The organism is Psychrobacter sp. T6-4 (genome assembly GCF_052258425.1).
Taxonomy (GTDB): Bacteria; Pseudomonadota; Gammaproteobacteria; order Pseudomonadales; family Moraxellaceae; genus Psychrobacter.
Map to the genome: position 1 here is coordinate 260,989 of NZ_JBQQEZ010000001.1, position 14,667 is coordinate 275,655.

Below are 14,667 nucleotides of genomic sequence, written 5' to 3' on the forward strand. Positions count from 1 at the left end.
ATACCAGCTCGATGGCTGGTATTTCAGTAGTAAAGAGATTAATACTCTCACAGAGTCAATCTAAGTTGTTATAACGTGCAAGATATATGTCCAAAACCTGCTTATCACTCAAAAGTGTTGAGGTCACGTTGCAGATTCTAACTATAATATCGCTAGCGTTAAAGTATTACTCAACTATGATAGTTCTACCTGTGTTTGGATCGATGATGCGCTGCTGCATGTTGTTTTGCATGTTATTGTCTGGCACACGAATCACAGGATAAGTCTGATTGATATCAGTGTTTCTGATGGCTTGAGCATCTGCTTCTTGACCAACATACACCGTACGACCATCTGCTGTCTCTACAGCAACTCTTGTACCTGCTGCTGTATTCACGCGTTGAACCTGATCACTAGGCGCTATGATGACTTCGCTGACTTGATACTGCGTTGGACGAATAGTACGCTTGGTCTCGATAACGACTGCTTCCATACTGCGATCTTCTTTGATTGCAAGCTGTGCTTCTGGCGCTTTTACTTCACTGATAACGGGAGTTGGGAAGTTGCTACCAAAATGGTTATCACACTGCTGCATGGTGACACGTACAGGGTTGCCATTTCTATCCATATAGACATTAACTGGCATGTCAGAGGCAAAAGGAACATATTTACCTACTAGCGCACCTGAAACACCGTAGCGACCATTGGACTGACCAACACCCATATCACAAGCACCTGCTTCATAGTCGCTGGTACGTAGATTATTATTGTTGACTACGCTTTGGGGGATCATAACCTCAGATAGGCTCATCTTAGCTACGCTGACTTCACCTGCGCGGCGCATCGGATTTTGGTAAGTATAAGGAGTATAGAACTTAGCAGAGCCGTCTTTTACCGCCATGACGCACTCATCATAAGTATCATAGCCGACATTACCGTTACGATCAGTAGTCATACCAGCATTAGCGCTTGTGGCTGCCATAGCCAAACCTGACGTGAGTACCGCTGCAGTTAATATATTCAATTTCATAATTTTATCCTCTTAATAGGTTATGTATTATTTAGTAGCTTTGTGATGTTCCACAGCAAAAGCTGCATATACCTTTTTTATGTGAAATATCTATCTATAGAGCTTGAATAAACGCTGTACTTTACAAGCGCTGATTAAGATATAGATGAATAAGTTGTGCTTATCAAAATTTATACTACCCAAATGATTGCCAGTACGCTGTGACAATAGGCTAAGATTATGTAGCGTAATGTAGTGAAAACGCGCAATACGGCAATGTCAGTTACCTAAAACTTATACTTGTGTCATTAACCGATAAAAAAACCGCACCTTAACAATAAGATGCGGTTGATTGTGTCTTTAGACTTTTAGCGCTAAAACAAAATAGGCGCTAAAAAAAGTATCAATATTAGCTATCAACAACTTCAAAGCTTAGACCAGAGTGTTCCTCTAGGCGCTTGATTAAATGCTCGCCCATAGCAGAAGCTGGCGTCCAAAAGCCGCCTTCAACGCTCTCTTTTGAGATATCTTGTGCCAAGCATAGCGCCGATTGTGCCAGCATACGTGAGGTGCTGCCATAGCCTGGGTCTTTATCCCCTGTAACTTTGGTACTGATATGCTCATTTTTAGCCGTTTCGCCAAAGAAGCGAATATCAAAATAACCGTTGTCTTGTTCAGACTTTGAAGGACCGCTACCTGACTTAGGTAGGACATGCTTTGAGAGTAATTCACGGCTGGGCTTAAACATCATAGAGGCGGCAAAACCCATAAGACCTGCACTCAATGCGTAGCTGGTCATCTGACCTTTGATACCATCTTTCATCCACATGGCTTCGTCGTACTTAAAGTCGCGACCATACTCATAATCTGATAACTGATTGCTGCGATGTACGATACGCGTATTGATACTTGCCATCACAAAAGGAGCTAGCCAGCGCTTGTGCTTATCATCATATTCAGGTTTGCTGACATTGTACTGACGAGTATTTGGCGCATCATCATCAGTATTGAGTAGATAAGGATTCGTCACTTGCTTGCGGCGTGATTTGTCTTCGCCGACTTCTTCAAATATAGTCGCCATCGAGGCAATCGTACCACCAGAGAGACCGCCTTTAGCTGCTTTTACGCGCATGTGAATGATACTACAAACATCATCGAACTTATCTTGAGCTTGCTGCTGAGTAAAGTACACGCCCAAATCTGAGGGAATAGAGTCAAAGCCGCACGAGTTGACTATACGAGCGCCACTTTGTTTGGCGGCGTCCTCATACTTATCCATCATGTCCTTAATAAAGATAGCTTCGCCCGTCAGATCAACATAATCAGTACCGTTAGCGCTGCAAGATTTGATCAAAGGCTCACCGTACTTTAGGTAAGGACCGACGGTTGAGATAATGACCTGTGTTTGTTTGGTCATCTTATCTAGGCTGGCGTCATCGTTACTATTGGCAATGATAATGTCGACTTTTTGCGTAGAGTCAGAGCCACTGATTTCAGACTGTAGTTTTTTGAGTTTGTCTTCATCACGCCCTGCAATCGCCCAAGTCGCTTTTGCGTCACTATTCTCAGACAAAAACTCTGATAAGTAATGCGCCGTAATTTGACCGACAAAGCTAGTAGCACCGTACAAGACAACGGCATATTCGCGCGTGTCAGTGTTTTTCTGATTTGAGGTAGACATAATAGTATCCTTATAGTGTGATTAAAGAAGATAGAGTGATTAAAAAAGTAATGTTTGAGCCTTAAAAATTTGAGCTGTGAGATGTTGAGCAGATAATTACTTATAATTATTAAATATAGTTACAAGAGCTGGTTTATTAAGGTTCTTGTTGCAGAGCTCTCATTGGCCGATTTTGGTGTTAAATGGATTTTACGTCAATATAGGTAGGCATACTAGATGCTATTTATATATAGACACATAAAACGGTCGCACTTAAGTATCTACTACATCAATACTTTTGAAATTACAAAAGTTACATAATTCAATGTTTAATTACCAAATCAAACGATACTTTTAGAGGTGATTTAGTACTATTTGATTCTTAAGAATAGTATTAAAAACAATTAATTAGAGCTACTTATAACCAAAGCCACCTATATTAACAATTAAAGGAGAATTTTATGTTTCGTTGGGCTATCATCTTTGCCGTTGTCGCACTTATCGCAAGTTTACTTGGATTTGGCGGCGTTGCAGGCTTATCTGCCAATATTGCTTACGTACTATTAGCTGTAGCTGTTATCTTATTCATTGTGGCCTTTGTCAGCCGCAAGATGTAGATCTGCAAAAAACTTATTCTTTATAATCAAAAAACCGTCTTCTAAGGAGACGGTTTTTTGGTTTAAGCATACAAGGACTCATAATCTCAAAGAGTTTGTAAGTACAGATTATAGTCTTTTAGGCTGAATAATATATTCCATGCGCTTAGCTAGGCGAATATCATGACTGGTAATACCGCCAGTATCATTCGTCGTCAAACGTACTTCGACGATGTTATAAACGTTGCGCCACTCGGGATGATGCTCGAGCGCCTCAGCATAAAAAGCCGCTTGATTCATAAAACTCATAGCTTCGATAAAATCATTAAAGTGATAGGTCTTGACGATACTGCTGCCATCACGCTGCCAGCCTGCTAGATCCTCAAGCTGCATATCCACTTGTTTATCAGATAAACTACTCATGATGCTGTCCTTATGATAGTGATAAAAAAGTTAAAATTTATAAGAATAGATACAACAGGAGCGAAATCCGTTGAGTACATATTAGAATAAGCTTTTATACTTAAACTAAATCTTTGTACTCAGGGTGCTTGCTGATATATGAGGCAACAAACGAGCACTGCGGCACGACTTTTTTGTCGTTGTCACGCGCATAGTTTAAAGCGTGCTTGACCAGTGCTGAGCCCACACCGCGCCCGCCTAGAGCTGCAGGCACAATAGTATGATCGTAGACGAGCGTGTCGCCGCGTTCTTGGTAGCTGATGTAACCTGTCTTATTGTCGATAGAGGTCTCAAAACGCTTGGCATCTTGGTTGTGGGATATATCTAGTGATTCATTATTATTCATATCTCTCTCCGTTTACTAAATGACTTATTTTAATATAAAGCTGATTAAGCATAGAATAAAGCATTACGCATGACTGGTGGCAAATATTTACTCAGACCACGCGCGGTTGTCACAGCCTTGGTGACCTCTTTATTCTCTACAGCTTGCATTGTTAAGTATGATTGCCACTCAGCAGCGCTTGGCTTGCTAAAATGATGAATACGCTTAATCACCTGTTTGAGCTGCTGACCGAAGCTGCCAGTATTGTATGGTAAGCCGTATTTTTTGCATATCTCTTGTACTTGCGGGGCGATGCGCGTATAGCGATTGGCTGGCATGTCAGGGTAGATATGGTGCTCAATCTGATGCGATAAATGACCGGTCAAGATATGAAACCACTTGCGACCTGTAAGGTTACTTGAGCCTAGTATCTGTCTGGTGTACCAGTCGCCGCGGCTTTCATGGTCGTCAAGATGGGTATAAATATGAGCCTGCTCGGTAAAGTGACCACAAAATATCACCGCCCAAGTCCAGACGTTACGTACAAGGTTAGCAGTCACGTTACCGCTAACGGTCATCATAGCACTGCGTGTACCAAATACCAGCCCTGAAAGCGCAGGAAATGCCACATAATCTTTGCCTACTTGCCGCTTTATTTTGCTAAATAATGCCTGAGACTTAGGCGTCATAATATCGACCAAGCGCGCGTCATTGGCGTATTCATCAACACTGATTTGAATATCGTGAAACGCTACCGCCCACTCAAACCCTAGTGCTAGTATCGCTGTACTCAACAAGTTGTTGCGATCGCTTGGCGTCCAAGACTGCTCGTCGGTCACTCGAATCAGATGATAGCCGACATCATGATCACGACCAACAATATTGGTAAAGGTATGGTGCAAATAATTGTGCGAATGCTGCCAGAGCGGGGCGGGACAAACAATGTCCCAATCAAATTTTTGACTGTTTAGATGCGGGTGCCCCATCCAGTCATATTGACCATGCATGACATTGTGCCCAAGCTCCATATTGTTGAGTATCTTGCTAAAGCTGAGCAGGGAGGTGCCTAGTAGCCAGAGACCCAATTGCTTACGGCGTGAAGCGGGAATAGCGGCAATGCTAAGCACAGCGCGTGCTAGAGTTTCGCTATAAACGACCGCGCTATAAATACGCTGAATATAGCGAGCATCCTCCAAGCCAAGAGAAGCCATCACCTCTTTGTATAAAGCGTCTAATTCATCAGCCATAGCTTGGGTTTGCGCTTTTGATAGCGGCGCAGCGCTCAAGGTAGGGTAGGGCTTTTGCGGCCATAGCTTGTCATCAACGGGCGAAAAAGACGCAGTAGGCAGCGCAGATTGAGCACTAAACATAGGCGGTAATAAACGCATAAAAACTCCTCAGTTACTGAGTTAAACGTCGAGCACGACGTCTGTTAAAGGCACTGTAATACAAGTCTGAATGGACTCAAAACCATCACTACTAATTGAGCCTGTCTGAATATTTTTGACTTGACCACTGATTTTTTGGCAGCGGCATAAATGACAGATACCTTGACGACAACCATAGGGCAGACGTATACCTGCCTTTTCAGCACCAGCAAGTAAAGTAGTATCACTTGTGAACTGTCGCTGGCGCGCTCGTAGAGATATGGTTCGCTCTACGATATCAGCCGCGCTTTGCTCTTGATTATATCCAAAATCACTACTGCCAAAGCGCTCTACAGTGATATTATCACGCAGTGATACGTCGTCTAAATCAATCTCGCTTGCTGCTTGATATAAACTTGATAACAGTTCTTGCGCGCCGCAGGCATATACTTGCGTTTGCTCAAGTGGCAGTCCTAGTGATAACAAGCTGTGAGTATTTAGATGACGACTACTGGCAAGATAAGTACTAGAATCTTTAGTGATTATCAAATGATAACGAAACGCAGGATAAGTCGATGCCAATACTGACCAAAAAGACGTCAATATAGGCGTACGATTGTAATGCAGTAGCATAACCGTCCGCCCATTCTTTAAGGCTTGAGTTATCAGTCCTAACATCGGCGTAATACCGCTACCACTGGCGATACATAACATGGGCGCAGAGTCATCTAGAGCAGATGGCAGTATAAAACTACCGCTTGGAGTGCTGCACTCAAATACATCACCAAGCGCTGCTTGCTGCGTTAAATGTTGAGAGACCAAACCTTGAGCCTTTATCGCTATAGTTAGTGTATGCGCCTTTTTGCTATGCCACCATAACGGCTGCTGCGGGAGTCCAACTATCGAGTACTGGCGCTGATGACGAACACCGTCAATCGGTACGATAAGACTAAGATGCTGCCCACCATCCCAGTTATTTCCCGATTGCTGACGAAATGCATAATTGGTCTCAAATTGAAGCGCGACTAGATTATCGCCTAGCCTATGCTTGGCTAATAAGCGTAGTTTAGGAGACATCAAAGACCAAAAGGGATGCACGCGAGTACCAACAAAGTCTATAAAAGCACGCTGAATAAGCTCAGGATGGTAGCCAGTTGACATAAATAGAGCACCTTTAACTTAGCTTCACTGCCGACATCTACTACCTCAAAGCTATCATTATTAGGCTAATCATAGTTTAAACAGCAGCACTAATTTATTAAGTTATATTAACATAATAGACTTTATTGATTAATTCTATAGTAAGTTTGATGCAAAATTTTGTAGGACTTATAAAACAGAAATCTATCAGCGCCTACGCTTAGCTATCATTATTATTGTAAAGCCCGAGTTTTAATGACTGCTTTTATGCAAAAAAAAGACGACAGCCTGCAAAAACGACTGAACCTGCCAGAAAACAAGCTCTCAGCTTGCAGGGGCTAGAGGACAATGCGATAATGGCAGACAATTTATATCTTATTCCAAAGCAGTTGCTACTCGCATGATAAGCATTATGCGCGCCCAATTGCTCTCTCTAGGTAGTCCATCGGAGTATCAATGGCTCAATATATCTACACGATGAACAACGTGTCAAAACTTGTTCCGCCTAAGCGCGAGATTCTAAAAAATATTAATTTATCATTTTTTCCAGGTGCCAAAATCGGGGTACTCGGTATCAATGGTTCGGGTAAATCAACCTTACTACGTATCATGGCAGGCGTAGATACTGAATTTAGCGGCGAAGCACGCGCGCAAACGGGCACCAAAATCGGTTACTTACCGCAGGAACCACAGCTTGATGATAGTAAAGACGTCCGTGGTAATGTCGAAGACGGCATGCGTGAAGCGTTAGATGCGCTAGCTCGTCTGGACGCTATCTATGCTGAATATGCCGAACCTGATGCAGACTTTGATAAGCTTGCTGAGGAACAAGGCAAGATGGAGGACATCATTCAAGCGTGGGATGCCCACAACCTAAACACTCAATTAGAAAAAGCTGCTGATGCTTTGCGCCTGCCGCCATGGGATGCTGATGTCAGCAAACTATCTGGTGGTGAAAAACGCCGCGTAGCACTATGCCGTTTGCTACTATCACGTCCTGATATGCTATTACTTGACGAACCAACTAACCATTTGGACGCCGAATCTGTCGCTTGGCTTGAGCAGTTCTTACAGAACTACAGCGGTACTATCGTGGCTATTACCCATGACCGTTATTTCTTAGATAACGTCGCGCAGTGGATCTTAGAGCTAGATCGTGGCCATGGCTATCCGTACGAAGGCAACTATACGGAGTGGCTAGAGCAGAAGAACACGCGTCTAGAGCAGCAAAATAAGCAAGAAGAATCCTTCGCTAAAGCGCTGAAAAAAGAGCTTGAGTGGATCCGTAAGAATCAAAAAGGTCAACAGACGAAGTCCAAATCTCGTGTACAGCGTTTTGAAGAGTTAAATTCAACGGAATTTCAAAAGCGTAATGAGACCTCGGAGATTTATATCCCGCCAGGTCCACGCCTTGGCAATAAAGTCATCGAAGTCAACGATATCTCTAAATCATTTGGCGATCGTTTGCTGTACAAAGACTTGAGTTTCAACGTACCAGCAGGTGCTATTGTCGGTATTATCGGTCCAAATGGGGCGGGTAAAACCACCTTGTTTAACATGATTACTGAACGCGATACGCCAGATACAGGATCAGTCGATTTGGGTGAGAGCGTCAAGGTCGCTTACGTCGGTCAGGTACGTGATAACCTAGACGATAGCAAGACGGTTTGGGAAGAAGTGTCTGACGGCCTAGATATCATTACCGTTGGTGACTATACGACGCCAAGCCGCGCTTATATTGGCCGCTTTAACTTTAAAGGCTCAGACCAGCAAAAGCACGTCGGTCAATTATCAGGTGGTGAGCGTAACCGCTTGCAACTAGCGAAGACGCTAAAGCAAGGCGCAAACGTATTGCTCCTTGATGAACCCTCAAACGATTTGGATATCGAAACCTTGCGTGCGCTTGAGGACGCGATTCAAGTATTCCCAGGTACGGTGATGGTGGTCTCGCATGATCGCTGGTTCCTTGACCGTATCGCGACTCATATCTTAGCCTTTGAAGAGGAAGGCCCTGTATGGTTCGATGGTAACTATACTGAGTTTGAAGCGTATCGTAAAAAGACCATGGGTGACGATGCAACGCCTAAGCGCATGAAGTATAAGAAGATTAGTACCTAAGCCAATTATTTGACTTATTCCAATAAAAAAGACCTCTAATATTAGAGGTCTTTTTTTGTATTAAACTATAAAGAAATTAAAACTATAGAGTAATTAGTACGGATTAACGCTTACGCCCAAACTTACGCTGTTTTTTATTGCTAATTTCAGTAATGGCGTGGGATATCTCTTCTTCATCGAGGCTTGCCACTTGCTGCAAGGTCTGCATGATATCAGTACTGAGCACATATTTGGCATATTGCGCGATATCATTGATACGCTGATCAAAGCTTAGCACGCCTGTTTCAGCATCTTTTTTGAGGTAATCGAGACGTATGAGCGCGGTGACAAAACTAGTAAACAGCGCGCGGTCAAAGAAGTCAGGAATATCATCAGCATAGAGTACTGATAAGCGCTGACCGAGCAGGTGACACAGATCGACCACTTCATCCTCAGTTAGATTGCCAGAGCCTTGCTGCGCAAGTAGGGCCAGCGTCATAAAATAACGCTCAAGGCTTTGCTCAACAGGCGTTGCGAGCACTTGTAGCTGCTGATAGCTGCTGCTATTGGCTTCAGGAGTGCTTAGCATACCATCGCTAAGCTCAACGATAAGACCATGCGCGATCATATTATCGATCTTTTTATTGAGCGTGTCCGTCAATCCGTGTGCAGGATAATACAAAAACAGCTCACTTTGTAAGAACGGATATAACTGCTCGACGATGTTATCAAGACGGCTGAGTTCGATACGACCATTACGGGCAACGAGTGCCGCTAAAAATGACATCAATATAAAGACATGCAAGATGTTATTGCGAAAGTAGCTCAGTAGTGCCGCTTGCTTGCCTGCAACTTGAATGATATCACCCAAAATGTGCGGTATACGTTCAATGAGTTTGAGCTTGATACCATAATCGATAATCTGCTGCGGGGTCATGTCGGTGACGATAGTATCGTCAGAGTAGGGCATATGACTGGCGATATTGTGATAAAGCGCGATTTGCTCGCGGCAGATATCTTCATCCAAAGCCGCCTTTGGAGCTGATAGTAATACTAAGGAGAGTAGCGATACTGGATTAACGACCGCTGCTTTATTAATGTGCTGCATGATCTTGATACCGATATTATCGACCATTGCACTCGTATTATCATCAAGCGGTGTATCGGTACGATCGGCGGGCAAGCTATTGGCGGGCACATCGAACTTTTGCATAAAGTCCTCGATGTGTAGCGGCGTTCCAAAGCTCAGATGTACTGACCCAAAGATTCGCTCGATCTTACGGCCGACTTTGAGCAGACCTATGAGCGACTCGGACTCTTTAGGCTTACCCTTAAGCTCACCAATGTAGGTAACGCCTTCCATAATGCGCTCGTAACCGATGTAGGTTGGAATAAACACCACAGGTTTATTGGTATGGCGCAGCTGACTATGAATGGTCATGGCGAGCATGCCCATCTTAGGCGGTAGTAAGCGCCCTGAACGCGAACGCCCACCTTCGACGAAGTATTCAATAGGCGTATTACGCGTGATAAGCGTATGCATATATTCGCGCAAAACGGCGGTATATAACGCATTACCACGAAAGCTGCGGCGAATGTAAAAAGCCACAGCGCCGCGCAGTAGCGGCCCCAATACAGGCACGTCCAAGTTGTCACCAGCAGCGACATAAGGGATGCTCAGGCCGCGCTTGTAGATGACGTATGAGAGCAATAGATAGTCGACATGGCTGCGATGACAAGGCACGTAGATGATCTCATGATCGGTTGCCAGCGCGCGCACGCGCTCAAAATGATGCACCTCAACGCCGTCATAGAGCTGCGTCCATAGCCAAGTCAAAAACTTATCAAAGATACGAATCACTTGATAGGAGTAGTCGTTGACCATCTCATTGGCATAACCTTTGGCCGTCGCTCGCGCCTCTTTATCACTCACGCCGCTCGCCGCTGCTTCAACCTCTATCGCGTGTTTGATAGCAGGGGAGTAGATAAGCTTATCGACTAGATTGCGTCTGTCTGATAAGTCAGGACCAAGCATGCTGGCGCGCTGTTTATCGAGATAAATATTAAGCTGCTGCTGTAATGAGCGTACCAGCTCACGGTGACCATCACTGGCTGTGATAAGTGCGTGCGGCGCAGCATCACTATCTACTTTACCTATACTAGAAGTATTAGTGTCAGAGATACTAGATTCAAAAGGACTTACAATATCTGCTGCTGTTAAATCAGCAATATCGACTGCTACTGATTCCGATATATCCTCCATCAGCTCATCGGCTATTAAATCATCAGGCAGGCGCTTATAGATAGCTTGACGTAGGTCCTGCGGCGCATGAAACTGTACAAAAGTATCACGGCCCATTACCCCGATATTGAATAACTGCTTGGTAATACCCGGGTCTTCCCAGTTGTCGGTCATGAGTAGCTTAAACAGCGAGTCTTCTTTATCAGGCGCGCGTCCCCACAGTATGGAGACAGGTATGAGCCGAATGTTTAGATCTGGATACTGCAAAACAGCGGCAATCAGTCGTGCCAAACGCGGTGAGAGCTCATCATCTTTAGCCTTAGGATGATGCAAAAATATGATACCCGCGTTCTCATAGACATTATGTGTACTGTCGTCGACTTCAACCAAGGCTGGCGGTAGACCGTGCTCCTGGGTTTGTAGATCAATAAGTAAGCTATTAGAGCGTGAATAGTCTTGTAGCACATAAAAGGTCAGCGTTTGGTCGCCCTCATCAAATTGTGGGACCTCGCCTAACAGTTTAGGTTTGACTGCGACATCTAGCGCTTGCCCAGACAGCTTGCGATACAGCTGACTGATGGGCGTATTGCCTTGAGGCTTGTCTATCAACTGCGCTGAGTTGTCCTTAATAGGGGCTTTAAACAGGCGTTTTTTTATAAACTTAGGTATCATAATAAGGTATCAAAAGTTGTAAAATGTAATACAGGCATGATGCCATAAAATGCTATAAAACGATATATCCTGTCTGTATTCACTGTTAATATAATCTTACCAGCGTCGATCTTAACTATCTGAGGTACCACTTCACTATCTTCAGTGTCGCTCAATTATTTAAGATACAAATAGCAAAATACTGACGTCAACATGGATACTCTCACTTGCATGGTTAGCGCTTATGACTCCAGCTATCAATACTGCCAAAAAACAGCATCTTGATTATCAATTGCATGAATATACTCATGACAGCAATGCAGCGTCTTATGGACTCGAGGCCGCCTATAAGCTTGGCGTAGCAAGCGCTCAAGTCTACAAAACCTTGGTAGTAGCGAGTGACACAGGCGTGCTTGCCGTTGCTGTACTGCCCGTAGATAACACCTTAAACTTTAAAAAAATGGCCAAAGCTTTATCTATCGATCACGGTTTGTCCTGCAAAAAAGTACAACTAGCAGACCCCAAACAAGTGGCGCGTAGTACAGGCTACGTGCTCGGCGGCGTTAGCCCCTTGGGACAAAAAAAGCGCCTAGCCACTATTATTGATAACGCCGCTACTGATCAGGCAAGCATTTACGTAAGCGCAGGTCGCCGCGGCCTTGAAATTGAGCTACCTCCTCAGCAGTTGGCTGAGACGATTGACGCCCGTTTTGCAGATATTGTCGACAGCTAAACACTCATACTCTTGGCAATACTCTCTATGAGCTGATATTTATTGAACTCCAAACACACTATATATAAGAGACTACCTATGCCGCATCTTACTGTTCAAGCCACGCCCAACGTCACCATCCCTCATGAGGAGTCTTTGCTAAAGGCGCTCAACCTTGCACTTTGGGAGAGTGGACACTTTGGCAAACGCACGGATATCAAAGCGCGCATACTGCCTATCGATACGTTTTTGGTGGGAGTGGAGGATGATGAGCAAGAAAACGGCTTTATTTATCTGCATCTAAAACTAATGGCAGGGCGCGATATCGTTACGCGCAATCAGCTCTGCGAGCTCATCGTCACCACCGCTGAGCGTCTACTTAAAGATGAGCAGTCAGGCCGCGCGAGTATACAAGTATGCGCTGAGGTTGAAGAGATTAGTGCGGTCTATCATAAAAAGTTTTTTAATTTATCTTGATAGATAGCTTATGTTGTAAAACCAAAAAAAACGCCTCAATAGAGACGCTTTTGTTATTAACTTATGGGTGTTGACTTATGGGTATAAGTTCAGCTCTAGTCTAAAAAGGCAAAGCTATCGATAGGCATATTCATCATGCTCTCGCTTGGCGCGACCATGGCTTCTGCGTGACCTGAGGTACGTGGCAATAACTTATCAAAGTAAAATTCTGCTGTTTGAATCTTAGCTTCATAGAACTCTGGCGCTTCAACGCCGCCATTCTCTAATTTGTCATAAGCGACTGCAGCCATACGAGCCCAATGATAACCCATCATCACATAGCCTGAATACATCAAGAAGTCATCTGATGCCGCTGAGATGATTTCGCGATCTTTACGTGCCATTAGCATTAAGCGTACCGTCAACGTATTCCATTCAGCACATAGCTTGGTGAGTGCCCAGACGAATTTACGCATGTCTTTATCAAGCGCATACTCGCCGCACCATTTCATGATGCTTGAGGTGTAATCACGGATGATTTTACCTTTAGATTGCAAGATAACCTTACGGCCTAATAAATCAAGCGCCTGAATACCTGTGGTACCTTCGTACATGGTTGCGATACGAGCATCACGAGCGATCAGCTCCATGCCCCACTCTTTGATATAGCCGTGACCACCGTATACTTGCTGACCGTGCTTGGCCGCCTCAATACCTGTTTCAGTCAAAAAGCCCTTTAGGATAGGGGTGTAGAATCCTAATTTGTCATCCCACTTTTCAAACTCTTCATCATTGCCATTAGCCACGCCTTGCGCCATTTTGTCCGCATAACGCGCCGCATGATAAATCATCGAGCGACCGCCTTCGGCAAAGGCTTTTTGCGTAAGCAGCATACGACGTACGTCAGCGTGATGAATAATGGCATCCGCTACTTTTTCAGGATCTTTGGTACCTGACAGGGCGCGCATAGAGCGGCGATCTTTGGCATACGGAAGTGCGTTTTGAAACGCCAGCTCAGTATGAGCCAGACCTTCGATACCGGTACCGATACGGGCAGTGTTCATAAAGGTGAACATGGCTTTTAGGCCGCGATTAGGCTCGCCGATAAGAAAGGCAGTCGCTTCATCGAAGTTGAGTACGCAAGTCGCTGATGAGCTGATACCCATTTTGTGCTCGATAGAGCCACAAGTAACGCCGTTACGCTCGCCCACTTCGCCATCACTATTTGGCAAAAATTTTGGCACGATAAATAGTGAGATACCACGGGTACCACCTGGCGCATCTGGTAAGCGCGCTAATACGATATGGATGATGTTCTCAGTTAAGTCATGCTCACCGCTTGAGATAAAGATTTTGGTGCCACTAAGCTTGTAGCTACCGTCATCTTGCGGAATAGCTTTTGACTTGACCTGACCCAAGTCGGTACCGCAATGCGGCTCAGTTAGACACATGGTACCTGCCCATGAGCCTTCAACCAATTTATGCAGGTACGTCTCTTTTTGCTCATCAGAACCGTATTGCATCATCGTATTGATACAACCCGTTGATAAGCCAGGATACATCGACCAAGGCCAGTTAGCTGTACCGATGATTTCAGCTTTGATGAGGTTGATAGACATTGGCAAGTTCATACCGCCGTAGGCTTCAGGATATGAGATACCTTGCCAGCCGCCTTCAACGAACTGCTCATACGCCTCTTTAAAGCCCTTAGGCGTAGTCACAACGCCGTCTTCAAAATGACAGCCTTCTTCGTCAGCAGGCTGGTACAAAGGCGAGAGAATATTCTCAGCAAAGTCGGCCATGCCTTGCAAGATCATGTCAACGGTTTCAGGATCGGCATTTTCACCATTGTCTAGGTCTTTGTAATGCGTCTGAAAGTCAAAAACATCGTTTATCAAAAATTTGATATCGCGTAAAGGTGCTTTATAAGTCAACATAATTAAGTCTCTTTGATGGATTCGCTCAAATCAG

At 44.5% G+C, this 14,667-nt stretch carries 12 protein-coding genes; 4 read left to right on the forward strand and 8 right to left on the reverse strand.

What is annotated here, in order from left to right; all coding sequences use genetic code 11:
* Positions 1-166 precede the first annotated feature (166 nt).
* Positions 167-1,009, reverse strand: coding sequence for a hypothetical protein (locus ACTXGE_RS01150; protein ID WP_443541182.1), 843 nt, complete (start codon positions 1,007-1,009; stop codon positions 167-169).
* Positions 1,010-1,397: 388 nt separating this feature from the next.
* Complete coding sequence (locus ACTXGE_RS01155) at positions 1,398-2,669, reverse strand: saccharopine dehydrogenase family protein (RefSeq protein WP_443541181.1); 1,272 nt, start codon at positions 2,667-2,669, stop codon at positions 1,398-1,400.
* Between the two features lie 440 nt (positions 2,670-3,109).
* On the opposite strand from ACTXGE_RS01155, the gene ACTXGE_RS01160 reads away from it, so the two are divergent.
* Positions 3,110-3,265, forward strand: a complete 156-nt coding sequence (locus ACTXGE_RS01160; protein ID WP_443541180.1) for a DUF1328 domain-containing protein — start codon at positions 3,110-3,112, stop codon at positions 3,263-3,265.
* A gap of 108 nt (positions 3,266-3,373) precedes the next feature.
* On the opposite strand, the gene ACTXGE_RS01165 is transcribed toward ACTXGE_RS01160, so the two are convergent.
* The 4 genes from ACTXGE_RS01165 to ACTXGE_RS01180 all read right to left on the reverse strand — a co-directional run bounded on the left by ACTXGE_RS01165 (position 3,374) and on the right by ACTXGE_RS01180 (position 6,559).
* Positions 3,374-3,667 (reverse strand): 4a-hydroxytetrahydrobiopterin dehydratase, encoded by a 294-nt coding sequence (locus ACTXGE_RS01165; protein ID WP_317199624.1) that lies wholly within the window; start codon positions 3,665-3,667, stop codon positions 3,374-3,376.
* 100 nt (positions 3,668-3,767) lie between these two features.
* Positions 3,768-4,052, reverse strand: a complete 285-nt coding sequence (locus ACTXGE_RS01170; protein ID WP_435950058.1) for a GNAT family N-acetyltransferase — start codon at positions 4,050-4,052, stop codon at positions 3,768-3,770.
* Positions 4,053-4,096: 44 nt separating this feature from the next.
* On the reverse strand, positions 4,097-5,419 hold the full coding sequence (locus ACTXGE_RS01175; protein ID WP_443541179.1) for a fatty acid desaturase family protein: 1,323 nt from the start codon (positions 5,417-5,419) through the stop codon (positions 4,097-4,099).
* 21 nt (positions 5,420-5,440) lie between these two features.
* Positions 5,441-6,559 (reverse strand): flavin reductase family protein, encoded by a 1,119-nt coding sequence (locus ACTXGE_RS01180; RefSeq protein ID WP_443541178.1) that lies wholly within the window; start codon positions 6,557-6,559, stop codon positions 5,441-5,443.
* 435 nt (positions 6,560-6,994) lie between these two features.
* On the opposite strand from ACTXGE_RS01180, the gene ettA reads away from it, so the two are divergent.
* Positions 6,995-8,656, forward strand: a complete 1,662-nt coding sequence (gene ettA, locus ACTXGE_RS01185; RefSeq protein ID WP_317199620.1) for an energy-dependent translational throttle protein EttA — start codon at positions 6,995-6,997, stop codon at positions 8,654-8,656.
* Positions 8,657-8,759: 103 nt separating this feature from the next.
* On the opposite strand, the gene plsB is transcribed toward ettA, so the two are convergent.
* Positions 8,760-11,549: a glycerol-3-phosphate 1-O-acyltransferase PlsB gene (gene plsB / locus ACTXGE_RS01190; RefSeq protein ID WP_443541177.1), complete on the reverse strand. Its 2,790-nt coding sequence runs from the start codon at positions 11,547-11,549 to the stop codon at positions 8,760-8,762.
* A gap of 223 nt (positions 11,550-11,772) precedes the next feature.
* On the opposite strand from plsB, the gene ybaK reads away from it, so the two are divergent.
* Complete coding sequence (gene ybaK / locus ACTXGE_RS01195; protein ID WP_435950062.1) at positions 11,773-12,261, forward strand: Cys-tRNA(Pro) deacylase; 489 nt, start codon at positions 11,773-11,775, stop codon at positions 12,259-12,261.
* 78 nt (positions 12,262-12,339) lie between these two features.
* Positions 12,340-12,717, forward strand: a complete 378-nt coding sequence (locus tag ACTXGE_RS01200; protein WP_443541176.1) for a 5-carboxymethyl-2-hydroxymuconate Delta-isomerase — start codon at positions 12,340-12,342, stop codon at positions 12,715-12,717.
* A 95-nt stretch (positions 12,718-12,812) separates the two neighbouring features.
* On the opposite strand, the gene ACTXGE_RS01205 is transcribed toward ACTXGE_RS01200, so the two are convergent.
* Positions 12,813-14,633 (reverse strand): acyl-CoA dehydrogenase C-terminal domain-containing protein, encoded by a 1,821-nt coding sequence (locus tag ACTXGE_RS01205; protein ID WP_435950064.1) that lies wholly within the window; start codon positions 14,631-14,633, stop codon positions 12,813-12,815.
* Positions 14,634-14,667: the final 34 nt, after the last annotated feature.